At 71.2% G+C, this 19,322-nt stretch carries 20 protein-coding genes and 3 pseudogenes; 11 read left to right on the forward strand and 12 right to left on the reverse strand.

The window, feature by feature from the left end:
* Positions 1–7: 7 nt before the first annotated feature.
* On the reverse strand, positions 8–1,432 hold the full coding sequence (locus ACIBW9_RS19085; protein WP_398956400.1) for an amidase: 1,425 nt from the start codon (positions 1,430–1,432) through the stop codon (positions 8–10).
* Positions 1,433–1,757: 325 nt separating this feature from the next.
* On the opposite strand from ACIBW9_RS19085, the pseudogene ACIBW9_RS19090 reads away from it, so the two are divergent.
* Positions 1,758–2,276, forward strand: a pseudogene (locus tag ACIBW9_RS19090) (AbfB domain-containing protein); the annotation flags it as partial.
* A 53-nt stretch (positions 2,277–2,329) separates the two neighbouring features.
* Here the strand turns inward: ACIBW9_RS19090 and ACIBW9_RS19095 are convergent.
* Positions 2,330–3,550 (reverse strand): peptidase S8, encoded by a 1,221-nt coding sequence (locus ACIBW9_RS19095; protein ID WP_398956402.1) that lies wholly within the window; start codon positions 3,548–3,550, stop codon positions 2,330–2,332.
* A gap of 340 nt (positions 3,551–3,890) precedes the next feature.
* Here ACIBW9_RS19095 and ACIBW9_RS19100 point away from each other — a divergent pair, with 340 nt between their 5' ends.
* The 3 genes and pseudogenes from ACIBW9_RS19100 to grpE all read left to right on the forward strand — a co-directional run bounded on the left by ACIBW9_RS19100 (position 3,891) and on the right by grpE (position 5,477).
* Positions 3,891–4,268 (forward strand): J domain-containing protein, encoded by a 378-nt coding sequence (locus ACIBW9_RS19100; protein ID WP_398956404.1) that lies wholly within the window; start codon positions 3,891–3,893, stop codon positions 4,266–4,268.
* Positions 4,269–4,398: 130 nt separating this feature from the next.
* Positions 4,399–4,971: pseudogene (locus ACIBW9_RS19105) on the forward strand (Hsp70 family protein); the annotation flags it as partial.
* 2 nt (positions 4,972–4,973) lie between these two features.
* Positions 4,974–5,477: a nucleotide exchange factor GrpE gene (gene grpE / locus ACIBW9_RS19110; protein WP_398956405.1), complete on the forward strand. Its 504-nt coding sequence runs from the start codon at positions 4,974–4,976 to the stop codon at positions 5,475–5,477.
* Between the two features lie 102 nt (positions 5,478–5,579).
* Here the strand turns inward: grpE and ACIBW9_RS19115 are convergent, their stop codons facing one another.
* Positions 5,580–6,365 carry a helix-turn-helix domain-containing protein gene (locus tag ACIBW9_RS19115; protein ID WP_398956518.1) on the reverse strand — a complete coding sequence of 262 codons (786 nt, stop codon included), beginning with the start codon at positions 6,363–6,365 and terminating at the stop codon, positions 5,580–5,582.
* A gap of 82 nt (positions 6,366–6,447) precedes the next feature.
* On the opposite strand from ACIBW9_RS19115, the gene ACIBW9_RS19120 reads away from it, so the two are divergent.
* Together ACIBW9_RS19120 and ACIBW9_RS19125 are read left to right on the forward strand one after the other, a co-directional pair.
* A complete protein-coding gene (locus tag ACIBW9_RS19120) occupies positions 6,448–7,269 on the forward strand; it encodes a phytanoyl-CoA dioxygenase family protein (RefSeq protein ID WP_398956408.1) in 822 nt (273 codons plus the stop codon).
* The gene (locus tag ACIBW9_RS19125) at positions 7,266–7,541 is read left to right on the forward strand and encodes a hypothetical protein (protein ID WP_398956410.1); all 276 of its coding nucleotides are present in this window, start codon (positions 7,266–7,268) and stop codon (positions 7,539–7,541) included. The genes ACIBW9_RS19120 and ACIBW9_RS19125 overlap by 4 nt, the downstream gene beginning before the upstream one ends.
* Positions 7,542–7,550: 9 nt before the next feature.
* Here the strand turns inward: ACIBW9_RS19125 and ACIBW9_RS19130 are convergent, their stop codons facing one another.
* A complete protein-coding gene (locus ACIBW9_RS19130; protein WP_398956520.1) occupies positions 7,551–9,995 on the reverse strand; it encodes a SpoIIE family protein phosphatase in 2,445 nt (814 codons plus the stop codon).
* 128 nt (positions 9,996–10,123) lie between these two features.
* Between ACIBW9_RS19130 and ACIBW9_RS19135 the strand changes: the two are divergent.
* Positions 10,124–10,558: pseudogene (locus ACIBW9_RS19135) on the forward strand (hydroxyquinol 1,2-dioxygenase); the annotation flags it as partial.
* Between the two features lie 58 nt (positions 10,559–10,616).
* Here the strand turns inward: ACIBW9_RS19135 and ACIBW9_RS19140 are convergent.
* On the reverse strand, positions 10,617–12,509 hold the full coding sequence (locus ACIBW9_RS19140; RefSeq protein ID WP_398956412.1) for a propionyl-CoA synthetase: 1,893 nt from the start codon (positions 12,507–12,509) through the stop codon (positions 10,617–10,619).
* 257 nt (positions 12,510–12,766) lie between these two features.
* On the opposite strand from ACIBW9_RS19140, the gene ACIBW9_RS19145 reads away from it, so the two are divergent.
* Positions 12,767–12,997 carry a hypothetical protein gene (locus ACIBW9_RS19145; protein ID WP_398956523.1) on the forward strand — a complete coding sequence of 77 codons (231 nt, stop codon included), beginning with the start codon at positions 12,767–12,769 and terminating at the stop codon, positions 12,995–12,997.
* Here the strand turns inward: ACIBW9_RS19145 and ACIBW9_RS19150 are convergent.
* Positions 12,992–13,186, reverse strand: coding sequence for a hypothetical protein (locus tag ACIBW9_RS19150; RefSeq protein ID WP_398956525.1), 195 nt, complete (start codon positions 13,184–13,186; stop codon positions 12,992–12,994). The two genes, ACIBW9_RS19145 and ACIBW9_RS19150, sit on opposite strands and share 6 nt — an antisense overlap.
* Positions 13,187–13,363: 177 nt before the next feature.
* Positions 13,364–13,630: a GlsB/YeaQ/YmgE family stress response membrane protein gene (locus tag ACIBW9_RS19155; protein WP_398956414.1), complete on the reverse strand. Its 267-nt coding sequence runs from the start codon at positions 13,628–13,630 to the stop codon at positions 13,364–13,366.
* 244 nt (positions 13,631–13,874) lie between these two features.
* On the opposite strand from ACIBW9_RS19155, the gene ACIBW9_RS19160 reads away from it, so the two are divergent.
* The 3 genes from ACIBW9_RS19160 (at position 13,875) to ACIBW9_RS19170 (ending at position 16,259) form a co-directional block, all read left to right on the forward strand.
* Entirely contained in the window at positions 13,875–14,951 is a 1,077-nt protein-coding gene (locus ACIBW9_RS19160) for a TerD family protein (RefSeq protein ID WP_398956416.1), read from the forward strand.
* 137 nt (positions 14,952–15,088) lie between these two features.
* A complete protein-coding gene (locus tag ACIBW9_RS19165) occupies positions 15,089–15,451 on the forward strand; it encodes an ArsR/SmtB family transcription factor (RefSeq protein ID WP_398956418.1) in 363 nt (120 codons plus the stop codon).
* A 136-nt stretch (positions 15,452–15,587) separates the two neighbouring features.
* On the forward strand, positions 15,588–16,259 hold the full coding sequence (locus ACIBW9_RS19170) for a transglycosylase SLT domain-containing protein (RefSeq protein WP_398956420.1): 672 nt from the start codon (positions 15,588–15,590) through the stop codon (positions 16,257–16,259).
* 78 nt (positions 16,260–16,337) lie between these two features.
* On the opposite strand, the gene ACIBW9_RS19175 is transcribed toward ACIBW9_RS19170, so the two are convergent.
* From ACIBW9_RS19175 to ACIBW9_RS19195, 5 genes are all read right to left on the reverse strand, one after another.
* Entirely contained in the window at positions 16,338–16,997 is a 660-nt protein-coding gene (locus tag ACIBW9_RS19175) for a zinc ribbon domain-containing protein (RefSeq protein ID WP_398956422.1), read from the reverse strand.
* Between the two features lie 165 nt (positions 16,998–17,162).
* On the reverse strand, positions 17,163–17,378 hold the full coding sequence (locus ACIBW9_RS19180) for a hypothetical protein (RefSeq protein WP_398956522.1): 216 nt from the start codon (positions 17,376–17,378) through the stop codon (positions 17,163–17,165).
* A gap of 25 nt (positions 17,379–17,403) precedes the next feature.
* Positions 17,404–17,577, reverse strand: a complete 174-nt coding sequence (locus tag ACIBW9_RS19185) for a hypothetical protein (protein ID WP_398956424.1) — start codon at positions 17,575–17,577, stop codon at positions 17,404–17,406.
* 232 nt (positions 17,578–17,809) lie between these two features.
* Complete coding sequence (locus tag ACIBW9_RS19190) at positions 17,810–18,532, reverse strand: YcnI family protein (protein WP_398956426.1); 723 nt, start codon at positions 18,530–18,532, stop codon at positions 17,810–17,812.
* A gap of 118 nt (positions 18,533–18,650) precedes the next feature.
* Positions 18,651–19,217: a hypothetical protein gene (locus ACIBW9_RS19195; protein ID WP_398956428.1), complete on the reverse strand. Its 567-nt coding sequence runs from the start codon at positions 19,215–19,217 to the stop codon at positions 18,651–18,653.
* Positions 19,218–19,322 lie beyond the last annotated feature (105 nt).

Genomic DNA, 19,322 nt, shown 5'->3' on the forward strand with positions numbered 1-19,322 from the left:
AACCCGCCTACGCCGCCGGGGAGTCCGTGACGGCCCGCTGCGGCGGCCACGCCTCGTGCCAGCGCAGCTCCGCCTCCAGTTGCGCGGCGAGCGAGATCAGCAAGGGTTCGCTGCCGGCCGGCCCGAGCAGCTGCGCCCCCACGGGCAGTCCGCCGTTCACGAACCCGGCGGGCACGTTGACCCCGGGCCAGCCCAGCACGTTCCACGGCCAGGCGTAAGGGCAGGCGGCGATCATCGCCCGGTCGGTGGCGAAACCGCTCAGCGAGAGCATCGCGCCGATGCGCGGCGGGGGAGCGGCGGTCGTGGGTGCGAGGACCACGTCGTACGACTCGAAGAAGGCGCCGATACGACGCTGCAGCACCGCCTCCGCGCGCCGCGCCGCCTTGAGCGGTACCCCGCCGAGCAACCGCCCCAGGCGGGCCGCCTCGCGGGTGCGCCGGTCCAGGAGAGCGGGGAACGGCGTCTCGGCCACGCGCTCTGCGATGCCCGCGGTGGCGCGGGGTACGAAGGTGAGCCCGATCTGCCCGTAGGGCGGGTCGGCCTCCTCCACGACATGCCCCAACGCGCTGAGCTGCTCGGCCAGTTGGAGCACGCGGGCGCGGACCTCCGGCTGCAGGCGGGCGGGCACGGCGGTGAACGGCGGTTTGAGGGAGAGCGCGATGCGCAGCCGCCCGGGCTCGCGGCCCACCGCCTCCAGGGCGTTGACGGCCGCCGGCCGGTGCGGATCGCGCTCGTGGTTGCCGCTCGCGGCGTCGAGGAGCAGGGCGGCGTCCGCGACCGTGCGGGCAAGGGTGCCGTTGACGGTGATGCCCTGGAAGGACTCGCCGCGCGGCCAGGTGGAGATGCGGCCGCGCTGCGGCTTGATGCCGACGAGGTGGGTCCAGGAGGCGGGGATGCGCACGGATCCGGCGCCGTCCGAACCGAGCGCGGCGGGCACCAGACCGGCGGCCACGGCGGCGGCCGACCCGCCGGACGAGCCGCCGGGCGTGTGCTCCGTGTGCCACGGATTGCGGGTCGCGCCGAAGGCGGGCCCTTCGGTGAAGGGCCACTGTCCGAACTCGCAGGTGTTGGTCTTACCGACGATCACGGCCCCGGCCGCGCGCAACCGCCGTACGGCCTCGCCGTCCTCGGCGACCGGCGGGAACTCCCCGTCGCAGCCGAAGGCGGTCGGCTCGCCGGCCACGTCCATGTCGTCCTTGACGGCGACGGGCACGCCGAGCAGCGGTGTGCGCACCCCGGCGGCCAGCTGTTCGTCCGCCGCGTCGGCCTCGGCGAGGGCGGCTTCGGCGCGCACGATCCGGAAGGCGTTGAGGGTGGACTGCGTCGCCTCGATCCGCGCGAGGGCCTGCTCGACGAGTGCGCGGGAGGTGGTCTCCCCCTCGGCAAGAGCTCGGGCGGACTCCGCCAGGCCTGCGGCACGGTCGAGCGTCATACGGGACACCTCTCCGGGACGGCGTTGTCTACTGAACGGTAACGTCCTATGGGCCGAAGCGGTACGGCATCTCGAACATCCCTTCCCTCGGCGGCGATTCGCCGGAAGGACAGCCACCACGCAGGCGCCATCCAGTCCTGCTCAATCCATTGACGCACAAACGCCCCACCTTTACCTCCCGGTCGACTTGTCGAACTGTGTCCGACATATCGAACATCACGTTTCGGCTGGATTTCGGTTGGACTCTGGGCGAACTGCCCGGCCTGCTCGGCACGGCATCGGCCGCAGCACCGGCGAGCGGCTCCGCCACCCGCTACGCCATCGTCCCGTTCCTCACCTGTCCCGGGCCTGGGCGCCCGAGTGGTTCGTCGACAGCGACGGCAGCGTGAGCATCATCGTGGCCTGCTCGCTCACCAGCGACGAGTGGATCTTCACCCGGCCCGTTCACGATCACCCGGACCGGCGACTGGGCGGGCTGGGGCAGCTATCGCGAGGGCCCGTCCGTGATCCAGCTCCACAGCTACGACACCTTCGCGACGTGGACGGCCCCGAAGGCGCTGCCCTCGATCTCCGGCACGGCACGCCACTTCACGGTCGTCAAGGAGACGGTGTCCGCCGCTCCGAGCCTCGCGAAGAACGTGACGCGCTCCTTCCAGTCGGCGAACTGCCCCACGCGTTACTGGCCGAGAAGACGGCGTCCACCTTCACGGTCGTCGCGGGCCTCGCCGACTCGAACGCCTTCTCCTTCCGCGACGCATCCGGCAACTACCTGCGCCCCTACGACTTCCGGGGCCGCTTGGACGCGAACGACGGCACGTCGACCTTCGTGAAGGACGCGACCTTTTGGGATGAGCCGGAGCCGACGTCGCCGTCGGCTCCGGCCGGGTCACGTCATGTTCAGCCGGTGAACGCGGCCGTCCCGTTCGGGACGCCGAGCCCGGACGGGCCGTCGTACCCGGTGGTGCCGGTGCAGAGGTAGGAACCGCCGCAGCTGCCGTTGGAGCCGCTGGTGACGTCGTACAGCGCCGAGGTGTGCGCGTACGGGAAGGATGCGGGGTAGGAACCGGCGGACGGTGCACCGCTCAGTGCGTACGTCGCCGCGATCAGCGGGGAGGAGGCGCTGGTGCCGCCGAAGACCATCCAGCCGGTGGCCGAGCGGTAGCTGTCGTAGACCGCGACACCGGTGTTCGGGTCGGCGACCGCGGACACGTCCGCCACCGTGCGGCTGGTGCAGCCGGTGTCCTTCTGCCAGCTGGGCTTGGCGTCGTACGTGGAGCAGCCGGAGCCCGCACCGCTCCATACGGTGTCGGACCAGCCACGCGCGTTCGACGCGGTCTTCAGAGACGTACCGCCCACCGCCGTCACGTACTTGGACGCGGCCGGGTACTCCACGCCGTAGCCGTTGTCGCCGGAGGAGACGGTGATGGCGACGCCCGGGTGGTTGAAGTAGCTGGAGTCGTACGTCGAGTCGCTGGAGGACTCGGAGCCGCCATAGCTGTTGGAGACGAACTTCGCGCCCAGTCGCACGGCGGTGTTGACGGCCGTACCGAGGTTGGTCATGCTCGCCGAACTGGCCTCCACCAGCAGGATCTTGCAGTTCGGACAGGCCGCGCTGACCATGTCGAGGTCGAGGGATATCTCCTCGGCCCATCCGGAGTCGCCGCGCGGGTAGCTGGTGCCGCCGCTCTGGTTGACCTTCTTGAAGCAGCCGTTGGCGGTGGTGCAGGCGGACAGGCCGTACTGGGAGCGGTAGGTGGCGAGATCGGCCTCGGCGTTGGGGTCGTCGTAGGCGTCGACGATCGCCACCGTCTGGCCCGAACCCCCGCTCCCGGAGGGCAGGTTGTACGCCGACTGCAGCGAGGCGGGGCCGTAGCCGGAGGGCGCGGCGGCGGCCGTCAGGTCACTCTCGGCGTGCGCCGACTTCGGGGTGCCGGAGGTGACCTGAAGGGCGTTGCAGGCCATCTCGCCCTTCTTCGTCGGGGTCGCGCAGGCATGGGCGACGGTGACACCGTGGGACGGGGAGGCGCCGGCCTGGGCTGCCTGGCCGACCGGGGCGGCCAGGGCGAGGGCGGCCGTGGCGAGCGTGGCCACGGCGGCGAGGGAAACGGTTCTGCGCAACGTACGTCCTTCGCATAGTGGGTGAACCGGGAAGGGCTGTGGGGGGTGCGCGGGTACGACCTCGGTGCCGGGTGTGCACCGTGATCGCGCAGACCGTATGGATGTCGGGGTCACGACAACAAGATGGTTGTTGAATCAGAGACGTTCCTTTGCTCTTTCTGGGGCGTTCATATGCTGTTGCTGAGGAAGTCGTGGCCGAAACTCGCCTCTGCCATGGCTTGACCGACGTGGCGTGATGTGCCCGGTGCGCCAAATCAAGCCTTGACAACAACGCGCTCAAGTTTTATTTCGGGACTGGAGGCAAGTGAGGGCGAAGCCGCAGCTCGCAGGAGGTGAGGAAGTGGCCGGGAGGCAGGCGCAAGACCGCGGAGCGGATCTGTATGCGGTGCTGGGGGTGGAGCCCTCGGCAACCGCCGAGGCGATCACCTCCGCCTTCCGGGCCAGGGTGTGGGAGCTGCGCCCCGACACTCGTGTGGACGCGGCCACCGCCGAACGGTTCGGTGAGGCACGGGCGGCGTACGAGACGCTTCGCGATCCGGCCCTGCGCGCGGCCTACGACCGGACGTACGAACGGACGACGGAGCGGGCAGACGACCGCGCACCCGTGTTCGTGCGGCCGGCCGGTCCCGCCCCGCGGTCTGTGGTGCTGCTGGGGGAGGCCCGCCCCGAGCCCCTGCTGCGCGCCGGTCCCGTCCGGTGGGAGCGGCCGTCCGGATGACGCCGGCTGACCACAGACGTGAAGCAGCGCATGGGTGAGGAGGAAGAGCGAGATGGCGCGCTCGGTCGGTATCGACCTGGGAACGACGAACTCGGTGGTCTCGGTCCTCGAGGGCGGCGAGCCCACGGTCGAGCTGACCGGCATCGCCCCGGCCCCGCGCGGACTGCCGCAGATCGAGGTCGCCTTCGACATCGACGCCAACGGCATCATGCACGTCTCCGCCAAGGACCTCGGCACCGGCAAGGAGCAGAAGATGACCGTCACCGGCGGCTCCGCGCTGCCCAAGGACGACATCGACCGCATGGTGCGCGCGGCCGAGCAGCACGCCGAGGAGGACCGGCGCCGCAGGGAGGCCGCCGAGACCCGCAACCGGGGCGAGCAGCTCGTCTACTCGACGGAGAAGCTCCTCACGGACAACGCGGACAACATCCCCGCCGACGCGAAGAGCGAGACGGAGACCGCGCTGGCCGACCTGAAGGAGAAGCTGAAGGACGAGAGCACGGACACGGCGGCGATCCGGCAGGCGATCGACCGTGCCTCGCAGGCCGCACAGAAGATCGGCACGGCCCTGTACGAGAAGTCGCGGGCCGAGCAGCCGGCGGGCGCGGCCGGGGCGTCCGCGGGCGGTACGGCCGGTGGCTCGTCGGAGGACGAGGTGGTGGACGCCGAGATCGTCGACGACGACAAGCCGGAGGCCGGCTGACGATGACCGGGAGTGGGCCGCTGAGCACCGAACTGCAGGAGCTGCGGCGCCTGGTGGAGGAGCGGACCGCCGACCTGCAGCGGGTGAAGGCCGAGTACGACAACTACCGCAAGCGGGTGCGGCGGGACCGCCTGGCCGTGCGCGAGATCGCGGTGGCGAACGTGTTCCGGGCGCTGCTGCCGGTCCTGGACGCCGTCGACCGGGCGTGCGCACACGAGCCGCTCACGCCCGGCCTGAAGGACATCGCCGACAGCCTGAAGGACCAGCTCGGCTCGCTGGGCGTCACGTCGTTCGGCGAGGCGGGCGATCCGTTCGACCCCGCCTGTCACGACGCCCTGACGTACCAGGTCTCGGATCGGGAGGGCCTGGTGTGCTCGACGGTCCTCCGTCCCGGTTACCGGCTCGGCGAGCAACTGCTGCGTCCGGCCACCGTGGAGGTCACCGGGCCGGTTCCACCGCGGGTGACCCACGCCGAGCGAGCGCATCCGCCGGTGGCCCGCCGTTGAGGAGCAGGCCGCCCGTCTTCCGCCGATGAAGGCCGCCGCCCTCGCCGGGGGAGTGACGGCCTGCGGGCTGCCGCAGATCCTGTGGCCCGCCGTCGGCGTCACTCACGGTTCTCGGCGGTCCAGCCCCGCAAGGGCCTGTGCTCGTACGTCACGTGGGCTCGCGCCGAGTTCACGGCGGCAGGCCTTGTTGAAGGCCTGGAGGTCGGCGATGCCCACGGCCGCGGCGACGGCGGTGATGGAAAGCGTGGACGACAACAGGAGGTGGCGGGCGCGTTGAAGGCGTCGGTGCCGGATGTACGACACGACCGTGCGGCCGGTCTCGGCACGGAACACGCGCGTCAGGTGCGTGTGGGAGATGCCGACGGCGTGCGCGACCTCCGGTACGGACAGCGGTCCGGCCAGGTGTTCCTCGACGTAGGCCTGCGCGGCGGCCACGAAGGGGTGGCGGCGCCCGGCTCTCTCCCCCCTCGGCAACTCGGCGATGCGCCACAGCGCGGTCCAGACCTCGGCCGTGGCGCGCAGGGAAGAGGTCGGCATGGCCGTGACGGCGTGTCGCAGCAGATCGGCCAGGCGGGCGCTCTCGGTCGCGGCGTCCTGCATCACCGGCACCACCCGCGCGGTTCCGCCGTCGGGCAGCCGCAGATGGACGTAGAAATGCTCCGACCTGCCCCGGTAATGGAAGTGCACCTCGGTGTTGGGCGGCACCAGGCTGACGTGGCCGGGACGTATGGGGTGGACCGACTGCCCGAGGGACAGAGCACCCTCGTAGTGGTAGAGGTGCAGTTGCCACAGGTCGGGCAGCCGGAAGACGTCGTGGGCGGTGGAGACGCCGTGTACGCCGATGCCGGCAGCGACCACGCCGGGCGCCTCGTCGAGCCGTAGCGTCACATGCTTCACGAGGATGGAAAACTACCAGCACTGGACGATTTCAGCCCACGACCGAGCGGGCCGGGGCCCGTACGTTCGTCGTATGTCAACCAGCAAGCAACTCCTGACATCGGTTCAGGTGGCTCGCTTCGTCGCGCAGGGATTCCTGCGCCTGGACGGGGTGGTGCCGCAGGGGATCAATGAACGGGCCGTCGCGGTCTTGACCGAGGGTCTGCCGGCAGTGTCCTACGGCACCCCGTTGCGCAAGGCGTTCGCGCCGGACACCTTCGTCCACGAGCTGCTCGCCCTGCCGGTCGTGGCGGGCGCCGTCGAGAGCCTGGTCGGCCCCGAGCCGACCGTCGACCACCAGGCGGTTCATGTCCGCGAGCCGTACGAGGGGCAGGCACAGCCGCTCCATGCGGACGCGATCATCGATGTGCGCCCGGATGCGTTCGACATCCAGCTCATGTACTACCCGCACGAGGTGACCGCCGGGATGGGCGGCACCCTCAGCGTGCCCGGAAGCCATCTGCGCAGGATCAACGAGACGGACGTCGGCCGTGTCCAGAACCTCAAGGGGCAGACCCGTCTGACCTGCCCGGCAGGCACGGTCGTGCTCGTGCACCACGGCATCTGGCACGGCGGCCGCCGCAACGACACCGCGGACCGCCGCTCCATGTACAAGCTCCGTCTCAACCCGACCGTGCCGCAGGTACGTCTGTGGGACCTCTCCGACCTGCACGACCCTGCGGTGACCGCGGAACTCAACACGCACTTCCCCTGGTACGAGCAGGCCACGGGCCGACTGGAGATCTACAACCGGGTCCTGTTGTGGCGGGCCCTCACCGGTGACGACTCGTTCGATGTCGAGTACTGGGTCACGCGCGTCAGCAACCGGCCGACCCTGACGAGGAGTCACGCATGAGGCAGCAGGTTCTGGTCCTCTATCTCGCGACGTCGGCGCTGGACTCCGACGTCGTGGGCTGGTCCCGGTACGACGGGACCGCCCGGACCCGTCCCACGACCGGTGACAGCGACGAGCCGCCCTATCCCACGGGGCTTGCCGCACTGCACGACGGGTGGCGTCTGTTCCAGGCCTCCCAACTGCTGCCACCGCAACCCGGTCACGAGTACGACGTCTCCTTCCTGAAACACGAGTTCTTCTTCGAGAAGCTGGAGGACGGCTCGGGCCCTTAGATCCGGCGATCAGTGCGGCTCGGGGAGGGACTGCGCGCACCAGATGGTCTTGCCGTTGGTCGTGTGCCGGGTGCCCCAGCCCTGGGTGAGCTGGGCGACGAGCAACAGGCCCCGGCCGCCCTCGTCGAAGGCGCGGGCCCGGCGCAGGTGCGGAGCGGTGTTGCTGGCGTCGGAGACCTCGCAGATCAGGGCGGTGTCGCGAATCAGCCGCAGCCTGATCGGCGGCTCGCCGTATCGGATGGCGTTGGTGACCAGCTCGCTGACGACCAGTTCCGTGACGAAGGAGGCCTCCTCCAGGCCCCAGGCGTCCACCTGGTCGACGGCGAACTTCCTGGCGCGCGGCACCTGGGCGGTGTCGGGCTCGACGTCCCAGTCTGCGACGTGGCGGGGATCCAGCGCGCGAGTGCGAGCGAGGAGCAAGGCGGCGTCGTCCGTACGGCGTTCGGGGAGCATGGCGTCGATCACCGTGTCGCACAGGGCTTCCAGTGAGGTCGTCGAAGGGTTCAGGACCGTGTGCAGTTCGGCGATCCCTTCGTCGACGTCGCGCTCGCGGCTTTCCAGCAGTCCGTCGGTGTAGAGGGTCAGCAGGCTGCCCTCGGGCAGCTCCAGCTCGGTGGCCTCGAAAGGCAGCCCCCCGATGCCGAGCGGTGGCCCCGGATGGGCGGGTACCGGGCTCCTGGTGCCGTCCGGGGAGATGATCAGCGGCAGGGGATGGCCGGCGCTGGCCAGCGTGAGACGGCGGGAGACCGGGTCGTAGACCGTGTACAGGCAGGTGGCCCCCGACTCGCCCGTCTGCTGGAAGTCGCCGGTGGCCTGGAGGTCGCTGGCGAGGTGCAGGACCAGGTCGTCCAGGTGGGTCAGCAGCTCCTCCGGCGGCAGGTCGACGTCGGCGAGGGTACGGACCGCCGTGCGCAGCCGGCCCATGCTGGCCGAGGCGTGCAGTCCGTGACCGACGACATCGCCGACGACCAGGGCGACCCGGGCGCCGGACAGCGGGATGACGTCGAACCAGTCACCGCCCACTTCTGCTCCGGTCCCGGCGGGCAGATAGCGGGACGCCACCTCGACCGCCTCCTGCTTGGGCAGCCCCTGCGGCAGGAGGCTGCGCTGCAGGGTCAGCGCCGTCGTGCGCTCACGCGAGTACCGGCGGGCGTTGTCGATGGCGACGGCTGCCTTGGCCGTCAGCTCTTCGGCCAGGATCAGGTCGTCGGCGGTGAAGGCCTCCGGCCGGTCGAGGCGGGAGAAGGCGACGACGCCGAGCAGCGCGCCGCGGGCCCGCAGCGGCACGGTGATCCGGCCGGTCAGCCCCTCCGCGGCCAGGGACTCCTCGATCACCGGGTTGTCCGGCGGCCAGTGGGCCGGGTCGGCGGCGAGCCCGGGCCCGAAGGCCCATTCGCCGCCCTCGCCGGGCTCGCCGGCGAGTTCCACCGTGGACCGACCCGTGGTCATGCAGCGGGCGGCGACAGAACCGGGAGGGTGGCCGACCGGCGTCGTGGGACCGGGGGCGGGCTCGGTGTCCTCGTTCGCCCTGTGCCGGGCGGCACGGCTGAGCACGATCGTCTCTCCGGGGCCCGACGCGGACACCGAAGGGGGCTCCTCCCCGCGCAGCACCTCGTCGAAGAGATCCACGGTGACGAGGTCGGCGAATCCCGGCACGGATGTGTCGGCCAGTTCCTGGGCGGTGCCGATCACGTCGAGTGTCCGGCCGATGCCGCCGCTGGCCTTGTTGAGGAGGAGCAGGCGTTGCCGAGCCCAGTACTCGGCGCTCATGTCGAATCCCCAGTTGGCGACCGCGCGGACCCTGCCCTCGGCATCCCGGACGGGCCAGATGCTGGTGGCCCAGGCGTTGGCGTAGTTGCTGCCGAGCGGCTGGAAGACGGTGATGAGACGCATGGGCTCGCCCGTCCTCGCCACTTGGGCGAGCGCGTCGGTGTAGGGCTTGTCGTCCCTTTCGGGAAACAGCGTGCGGTCGAATTCGGGGAACAGGTCGCGGTACTTCTTGCCGAGCACCTGCTCCTCGGTGTGGGCGATCACCCGGGCCGAGGAGGCGTTGATCCACAGGAACCGCAGCTCGGGGTCGTAGACGCCCAGAGCGAAGGGGCTCTGCTCGAAGGCCCGGTCGGCGATCACGGGGCGCCGCCCCCAGCGCTGGATGGTCAGCGCGTGGCCCAGCCCCCGGCTGTCGGGGCCGAACAACGGGTGAGCCGCCACCACGGCGTCCAGCGTGGAGCCGTCCCGGTGGCGCAGGGGGACGAAGCCCGTGGGGTCGGGGCCGGCGCCGTAGCCCTCGGGGAAGCCGGGTGGCGGGTCGACCAGCAGATCGGCCACGGGGCGGCCGACGGTGTCCTGCGCCGTCCAGCCCAGCAGCAGCCGAGCCCCCTCGCTCCAGCCGCTCACCAAACCGTCGGGGCCCACCACGGCAACGGCAGTGGGGGCGTCCTGGTTGCCGGCCATCTCCACGCGCCATGCCTCCGTCCGGACGTCCGTGCCCGTCAGGGCTGGTTTCCAGCGGCTGCCTCCAGCCTAGATCGTCCCGCGCTCCACGGCGCTCCGGCCGGTGCGTCCGGGCCCGCTCGACAGCAGCCGCGATCCAGGTGTGGGAGGCGGACGAGGACGGGTTCTACGACGTCCGGTACGACGACCGGGTGGCCGCCCGCGCGCACCTGTTCACGGACGCCGGCGGGAGCCACTGGGGCGCCACACCGACGCCGTACCCGTTCCCGCACGACGGCCCCGTGGGCAGGATGCCGGCGGCGACCGGCCGCTCCCCGATGCGGGCCTCGCACCTGCACTTCATGGTCGAGGCGCCCGGCTGCCGCGCCCTGGTCACGCACATCTTCGTCCGGGGCGACGAACTGCTCGACTCCGACACGGTCTTCGGCGTCAAGGAGTCCCTGGTCAAGGACTTCGACCGGCGTCCGCCGGGCACACCGACACCCGACGGGCGGGCCGTCGACGGCACCTGGACACAGGTCCGCTTCGACATCGTCCTCGCCCCCGCCGACGGCCGGGGGTGACCCGGGGCCCGCGGACGGGCCCGCGTCACGGATCCGGTCCGCCGGCGAGGAGTGTCCCTCACACGTGGTGACCGGGGCCGCGGCGCAGTACGGGGCGCAGGTCCTCGATGACGCTCGGGTCGTCGACCGTGGAGGGGATGGGCTCGTCCAGGCCGTCGGCGATGCCGCGCATCGTCTTGCGCAGGATCTTTCCGGAGCGGGTCTTGGGCAGGGCCGGTACGACGGCGACGTCCCTGAGGGAGGCGACGGCGCCGATATGTTCGCGCACGAGTTGGACGAGCTCGGCCTCGACCTCGGCCGGTTCGCGGACGGTGCCCGCCTTCAGGACGACGAGGCCGCGCGGGATCTGGCCCTTGAGGGCGTCCGCGACACCGATGACGGCGCATTCGGCGACATCGGGATGGGTGGCCAGGACCTCTTCCATGCTGCCGGTGGACAGCCGGTGTCCGGCGACGTTGATGACGTCGTCGGTGCGGCCCATGACGAAGACATAGCCGTCGGCGTCGATGTGCCCGCCGTCGCCGGTGAGGTAGTAGCCGTCGAAGGCGGAGAGGTAGGAGCCGATGAAGCGCTCGTCGTCGTTCCAGAGGGTGGGCAACGCGCCGGGCGGCAGGGGCAGTTTGACGACGATCGCGCCGTCGACGCCGGGCGGCACAGGCTGCCCGGAGGGGTCAAGGACGCGGACGTCCCAGCCCGGCAGCGGACGGGTGGGCGAGCCGGGTTTGACCGGGGCGGCCTCGATGCCGACCGGGTTGGCGACGATGGGCCAGCCGGTCTCCGTCTGCCACCAGTGGTCGATCACCGGGATGTCGAGGAGGGCGCTCGCCCAGTGGTAGGTCTCGGGGTCCAGGCGTTCGCCGGCGAGGAAGAGGTAGCGCAGGCGGGACAGGTCGTACTCCGCGGCGAGGGCGCCCTTGGGGTCCTCCTTCCTGATGGCACGGAAGGCGGTGGGCGCGGTGAACATGGTCTTGACGCCGTACTCGGCGGCGACCCGCCAGAACTGCCCCGCGTCCGGGGTGCCGACCGGCTTGCCCTCGTACAGCACGGTCGTGGCGCCGGCCAGCAACGGCCCGTAGACGATGTACGAGTGCCCGACCACCCAGCCCACGTCGGAGCCGGTGAACATGGTCTCGCCCCGGCCGATGTCGTAGACGGCGCCCATCGACCAGTGCAGGGCCACCGCGTAGCCGCCGCAGTCGCGGACGACCCCCTTGGGCTTTCCCGTCGTCCCGGACGTGTAGAGGATGTAGAGCGGGTCCGTGGCGGCCACCGGCACACAGTCGACGGGCGCCGCGGTGGCGACCAGGTCGGCCCAGTCGAGGTCGTCCGGCCCCAACTCGGCCGGCTCCTGCGGCCGTTGCACGATCACACTCTTCTCCGGCCGGTGTCCGGCGAGCTCGATCGCGCGGTCCAGCAGCGGCTTGTACGGGATGACCCGCTTGCCCTCGATGCCGCAGGAGGCGGAGACGATCACCTTCGGGGTGGCGTCGTCGATGCGGACGGCGAGTTCGGGCGGCGCGAACCCGCCGAAGACGACCGAGTGGATGGCACCGATGCGGGCACAGGCCAGCATGGCGACGGCCGCCTCGGGGATCATCGGCATATAGATGACCACCCGGTCGCCGTGCCCCACTCCGAGCCGCGTCAGGCCTCCGGCGAAGGCTGCCACCTCGTACCTCAGCTGCGCGTAGGTGTAGGTGCGCCGCGTGCCGGTCACGGGGGAGTCGTAGACGAGAGCGGGCTGATCGCCCAGGCCGGCCTCGACATGCCGGTCGAGCGCGTTGAAACAGACATTGAGCCGTCCGTCGGGAAACCACCGGTAGAAGGGTGCACCGGAGGAGTCCAGGGCGTGTTGCGGAGCGACATCCCAGTCGATGCCTTCCGCGGCCCTCAGCCAGAAGCGCTCCGGGTCTTCGGTACTGGAACGGAAGACATCCTCATACGTTCCCATGGCGCACTCCTTTGTGGCATCGGGCAGGCGGGCAACGGCGTGCAGAACGCTGTCGGGCGCAGGTTTTTTTCTATCGTCAGCACGTCGGGGCCGCCAGCAGAACCCGCCTTGCCTTCAGATTCGGTTCGTCCCACGCGCCGAGGTACCGGCGGAGCCGATGCCCCGTCTGCTCGACGGTCCGGTGCATCTCGGTGCTCGACCGTCGCGGTGGCAGGACCCTGAGAACCGCTCGCCGCGCTCTCCTCGCTGGTCCAGGAGTGGCTCTCGCTCGACGGCTTCTGCTCGGCCGGGTGCTGGGCCGCCGGGCAGCCCTCACCGAGGAGTTCTCGCTGGAGTCGGAGCGCCTCTACCTCTCTCACGCGAGCCTCGCGGACCACCTGCGCGCCGCCCGCCCCGGCGCCACGGACGGGGCACTCGCCGCCGCGGCGCGCGCGGCGCAGCTCCACGGCCTGGTGGAAAGCCTGCCGGAGGCTATGACACCGTCATGACGCCCGGGTGCCGGTGACGAGGCCACCAGCGCGCTGGACACCCGCACCGAGCGGGCGGTGCAGGAGGCGCTGGACTGCTTGGCCGCCGGTCGCACGACCATCACCATCGTGCACCGCCTGTCGACCGTGCGCCACGCCGACCAGATCGTCGTCCTCGACCAGGGCCGCATCGTCGAACGCGGCACCCACGCTCCGCAGTCCGGTGCCACGGCTCGACCGGCGGATGCAACAGCTCGTTGCCACCTTGAGCACGGCCGCGTGCTCCCGTTGCACCCACCGCCCCGTCCGCCTGTCCGCCAGCCTCACCAAAGGACCGGGGGCGCCGGCCAGACCTTCGCCGTGGCGCCACGCGGGCCGGTCCGCAGGTCAGTCGCGGGAGTTGCCGAACAGGATCCGGTAGGCGATGAGCAGGATCAGGGAGCCGCCGATGGCCGCGCCCCAGGTGTAGAGGTCGAAGAAGTTCTTCTCCACCGGGCGGTCGAGGAACCGCGCGGAGAGCCAGCCGCCGACGAAGGCACCGGCGACGCCGATGAGGGTGGTGCCGATCAGACCGCCCGGGTCGCGGCCGGGCAGCAGGACCTTCGCGATCGCTCCGGCGAGCAGGCCGAGGATGATCCAGCTGATGATGCCCACGGTGTTGTCCTCCAGTCGGGTCGGGCCGGGCGGGGTCCGCCGAGTCCTGATGCTGCGTGTTGCGTGTTTGCGCAAGCCTAGGAACGGCCGGGGCGCGTTGACGAGAGCCTGCTGGTCACTGCAGACGAGCCGTTGAGGTTCTGTCACCTGATCAAGACATTTGCGCAACCCAGCAAGTGAAAGGTTAGGGTCGAGTTGACCAAGAGGCCCGCGGAAAGCGGAACGGCAACTGCGGAGGACGTGCATGAGTGTGTCCCTGACCAAGGGCGGCAACGTGTCGCTCAGCAAGCAGGCCCCGGGCCTGACTGCGGTCACGGTCGGGCTGGGCTGGCAAGCGGACACCGGCTACGACCTGGACGCCAGCGCCCTGCTGTGCGACCAGTCCGGGAAGGTGCTCTCCGACGAGCACTTCGTCTTCTTCAACAACCTGACCAGTCCCGACGGTTCGGTCCGTCATTCCGGTGGCGGCAGTGCGGTCGGCGGGGACGACCAGCAGATCCAGGTCGACCTCGCCCTGGTCCCGGACCGCGTCACGAAGATCGTCTTTCTCGTCTCCCTCTATGAGGCCGCCACCCGCGGCCAGAGCTTCGGGCAGGTGCACCGCGCCCACATCCGCGTCCTCGACCGGGAAGCGGGCACCGAACTGGCCCGCTACGACCTCGCCTCCGGCGGCCTGTCGAGCGAAACCGCCCTGGTCGTGGGCGAGTTGTACCGACACGGGTCGGAGTGGAAGTTCCGGGCGGTGGGCCAGGGTTACGCCTCCGGGCTGGCCGGCATTGCCACCGACTACGGCGTGAACGTCCTGCGCGACACGCCCCCCGACTCGGCTCCCAGCGCCGCGGCGCCGGTGAGCAGTCCTGCGTACGTGCCGCCCGCGCCCCCCACCCCGACCGTCGTCTCCCCGCCGCCACCGGCGTTCGCCCCCACCTCGCAACCCACCGGAGGTTCCCCCGTGACGTGCTTCTTCGACCCCCACCACGGCCCCGGCACGACGACCGTGACCTGGTTTCCGCAGTGGGGAGTGCCCCGGCCGATCCAGGCGTGCGGCGGCTGCGCTCAGCGCGTGCAGAGCACGCCGCCGCCGTTCTACACGCCGCCCCAGCAGGGCTACCCGCAGCCCGCGCCGCAGGGCTATCCCCAGCAGGGCTACGGGCAGCCGTACGCGGACCACCACCAACAGCAGCAGGGCGGCGGTCGCCGCTTCGGCGCCGGAGCGCTCATCGGCGCCGGTGCGGCCGGTCTGGTCGGCGGCGCGCTGCTGAACGAGGCGTTCGACGACGACGAACCGGACGTGATCGTCAATAACTACTACGAGGAATGACCCGGGGAAGTGCGGCCTGCCCGGCCTCCGACGGGGACGGCCGGGTACCCGGTACCACCTGTACACCGAGGCCGTACGCCTACACTGGGTGCGCGCGTGTGCGGGCACTGTGACGAGGCTGGGGGCGGGAGACGACTGTGGCGCGGAACGTCGGTGGCTATGAGGATCCGTCCGCCGAGCTCCTGGCGGAGGCGGCCGAGGCCTTCGGACTGCTTGCCTCGTCGGCCCGGCTGCACATCATGTGGGCGCTGTCCCAGGGCGAGAGCGACGTCACGCATCTTGCCGACCGGGTCGGCGGCGCGCTGCCCGCGGTCAGCCAGCACCTGGCGAAGCTGAAGCTCGCCGGGCTCGTCCGCGCCCGACGCGACGGCCGCCGGCAGGTCTACTACGTGGACGACCCGGACGTCGTGACCGTGGTCCGCGTGATGGTCGGGCAGCTGACCGCCCGGACGCGAAAGGCCGCAGCACCGGTGCGCCGACTGAACGCGGCAGGTGTCTGAGTCCGCCGCGGCCGTTACGGCGGGACCGAGCCGGACCAGGCTGCGGCGCGGACACAGCGGCGCCTCACGCAGGTCTTAATGCGCCTGTTGTAGAAGGGTGCCGGCCAACGGGGCGCGCTGCAGGAGAGGGCGAGGCATGTCCGAGTCGAAGACGCCGAAGCGCCGGCGGTGGTGCCCGGTTGTGGTCTTCGCCCTGGCGCTGTACGTGATGGTGCGTGCGGCAGGGACCCCGCAGGGCGACGCGCAACCCCGGGCACGAGCATCCGTCTCCACACCGGCGGCCACGGCGGCTCCTTCGACCTCGGCGACGACGGCCTCGTCGTACGACCCGGCCGACTACGCCTCCCAGGTCCGCACCCGGGCCCGACAGACGGGCGTCAGCGCCCAGTTGCTCATGGCGATCCTCTACAACGAGTCGTACAAACCCCACGACCCGTCCCTCGAGCGGGCCTGGCAGAAGTACAAGCCGGACGCCGCCTTCGGCATCGCGAACATGCACCGCGCCACCTTCGACGAGGTCAAGAAGGGGCGGGACTTCGCCGACCGGCGGTGGGAGGAGCTGCCCGACGACCGGGACCTGGCCATCGAGGCCGAAGCCTGGTACCTGCACGACCTCGCGGCCCAGCTGCCCGCCACCTGGCGCGGCGCGTACACCAAGAACGAACTGCTGGCCCTCGGCTACAACACGGGCGCGGGCAACATGCTCGCCTTCGCGCGCGGCGCGACCCCGGGCAGCCAGGCGCAGTCCTACCTGGACCAGCTGAACGCCAACTGGGCCAAGGCGGGAAGCGTGGTCACAGCCGGTTGAGCCCTTGCAGGACGGTGCAGCTCAACGGCGTGCCGATGACCCCGGCGCAGGCGTACGCGGCTGCCTCTGCCGGGCCGGCTACTGGCGTGTGCCGCAGCCCGGGCAGAAGGCCGCACCGGTCGGCACGACGCCGGAGCAGGAGGCGCACCGGTCGGACTGGGCGAGGTGGTAGCCGCAGCCGGAGCAGTAGGCGGCTCCATGGGTCTCGGTACGGCACTGCGGACAGACCAACTGCCGGGGCGTGGACGGGTCGTAGGACTGCCCCGCCTGCTGGCCCGCGGCGTAGGACCGCTGCGAGGCCATGTCGTTCAGCCCACGCTGCTGGGCCGCCATGGCCTCGGCCGCGGTGTCGGGGGCGCAGTGCAGGCACAGTCCCTGCGCGGCGTTCCAGCAGCGCCCGCAGACGTAGTTGGTGCAGCGGGCGCAGCGGTTGAAGTGCCCCTGCGGATTGTTGATCGCCCGCTGGAAGGCGTGGTCGCGGGCCTGTCCCCAGCCGGCCCCCGCGAGCCCGTCGGCCGCCGACGTCACACCCCTGCCCGTGTTGCCGAGCAGGCTCCAGGCGACGTCGGCCCCTTTCTGGAGCCAGCTCGCGGCCCGCTCGCCGACATACGCCTCGAAGGGCGACCGCCAGGTGTCGTAGCAGCGGGAGCAGGAGAACTCGAACTGGAAACCGGCCCCGGTGCCGTTGCGTTCACACAGGTCACGGTAGTTGTTGCTGAAGTAGATCTCACTGCTCATGTGGTCCCCCCACAGGTCGAGCCGTCGGCACACTGCCGTACGACGCAGGCGGAAGAGTACTGGTTCTCGATGGCCGAAAAGTCACCTCGTCGGCCCTGCGCCCGGCGTGAGTACGCCGCGCCGCGGAGAGCCACCCGGCCCGCTGATCTCAGCGCGCCCCGTGCATCAGGGGCTGGCTATGTCGAAGCCGTACCGCAGCGGCTCGCTCGTGACGCCGTAGTCGCGGCGGTAGAGGTACACCCCGTCCGCGCGCAGACCCTCCGGTCCGGCTTCCACCTGGCACGGATACGTCACCTGGATCACCCGCGGCCGGTCGGAGACCTTCATCCGCAGTCCGTCCGCGGGCCCTCCGGTGAGCACCGCGGTCTCCCACCCCGTCATGCCGATCGTTTCCACGACGATCAGTTTAGAGCTTGCGCAAGTCGATATGTGTCGCTGCGGTGTTCCCCGGTGTCGCATCCCCCGGCGGCATCTCGTCGGCCGCCTCGCGCACCGCTTCGGTGACCTGCGCCAGCTCCGACCTGGGGCCGAGGGCGCTACGGACCTCGTCGGGCCCGAAGCCGGACGAGCGCTGCCACAAGCCTGCGGCGATCGCTACCAGGCCGCCCCGGCCGCCGCCCACGGCCCGGCCCGCCGGCGCCTGACCGAGGCGGTGCGCAGTCTGCTCGGGCGACGCCGCAACCCGCCCCCGGTGAACTACCCGCTGCTGCCGCGGACCGTCGCCGTCGTCGGGCGCCAGTGCCCGTGCAGCACCGGCCGCCCCAGGGGCTCCGACCGCCTGATTCCGGTCGGAGCCCCTGCACCAGGTGCGGTTACTGGCGAGCGCGACGAGCTCGGGACAGGGCCAGGCCGCCCGCGATCAGAGCCAGTACGGCGACGACGAGGCCGCCGACGGCCAGGGCACGGGCGGTGGAGTCACTGGCTTTCGCGGAGGCGGTCGAGGCGGCGCCCGGTGAGTCGGAGTCGGAGGTGGTCGCTGCCGTCAGTTTCAGCGTCGGGGCGGGGTTCTCGGGCTCGGGACGGCCGGGCTGCTGTTCTTCGATCCAGCGGACGATCCTGCCGTCCGAGTAGCTCTGCAGTGTCTTGAACGCCAGTTGACCAGTGCCGCTCGGTAGTTGCCCGAAGGCGACGGTGAAGTCCTGGTAATCGCCAGGGGCGATCCCGCCGCCCGTCCAGACGATCTCGGAGACGGCACTCGTGATGTCGCCGTCGTCGGTCTTGATCGGCGTCTTGAGGTGGGTGTTCTTCACCCGGGCCGTCCAGCCCGCAACCGGACTGACCAGGACAGAGGGGATCGGATGGTCGGCGGGGAAGACGACGTCGACCTTGATGGTGCGGGCGTGGTCATCCTCGTTGGGCACCCGGAAGGCCAACGTGCCGTCGGAGGCGCCCTGCGGGTAGCTGTCGGGGTGGACGGTGACGTGGGCGAACGCCGCGCCGGCACCGGCCAGCACACCGGCGGTGGTCAGGGCGCCCACCACGGCCAGGCGCCGCAGCCCGCGCAGGGGGGTGGAAGCGAGAGGGGTCGCAGACATGCGAGGACTCCGAAAGGGTCTGTAGGGGCGACCGGCGGCAGCGAAGTGCGCCGGTGCAGCGTCGAAGGGGGGCCGCCGTTCGTGGCGGGTGCGGGTGAAGGAGCCGTACGAGGACGGCTCACCGGGGCGGGGCCGTGACCGGCCCCCTCGAAGGAGGTCCCCGGCGGGTCACGGCATGCCGCAGCTGGAGCTGCCGCATGCATCGCTGCCGCGCGTCACGCCCCCGGACGACCGTGTGGGGCGGCGGCTCGGCGAGGGCGACGGTCACCGGCCACCGGAGGCCGGAACCGCGGGCCAGCGTGGCAACTTGTCGCAGAAGCGACCACACGGCCGCCTCACCGCGCCGCAACCACCAGGCGGCCACCAGTGCCGCCGCGGCGTGCGCCGTCATCGCCCGTCCGTCGGCTCCGTGCTGCGTCATCACGGACGCCGTCATGGAGCCGGGTGCACCAGGCGTGGCGGGCCCGGTGTGAAGGGACGTGGCGTCGAAGATCATGTGCAGGCCGACCTGGACCACGGCCATGGCGGCACAGATCCCGGCCAGCGACCGCTCGCGGCCCGCGAGCGGGCAGCCCAGGGCGAAGACCGTGGCGAAGCCGATGCCGTCGGCCCACAAGGCGGGCGCCGGATGTCCCGCGAGGCTGTGTCCGGCCGCCGCGAGCGTCACGCACACCGCGGCGAACACGGCGGCCCGCAGGCTCCGCAGTGCCCTCGACGCCGGGTGGTGAACTTCCGTGCGGCACGGGCGAGTTGGGGGCCTGTGTCGGCGGGAGTGCTCCGTGAGCTGGAC

Source organism: Streptomyces sp. NPDC049541, assembly GCF_044465725.1.
GTDB lineage: Bacteria > Actinomycetota > Actinomycetes > Streptomycetales > Streptomycetaceae > Streptomyces.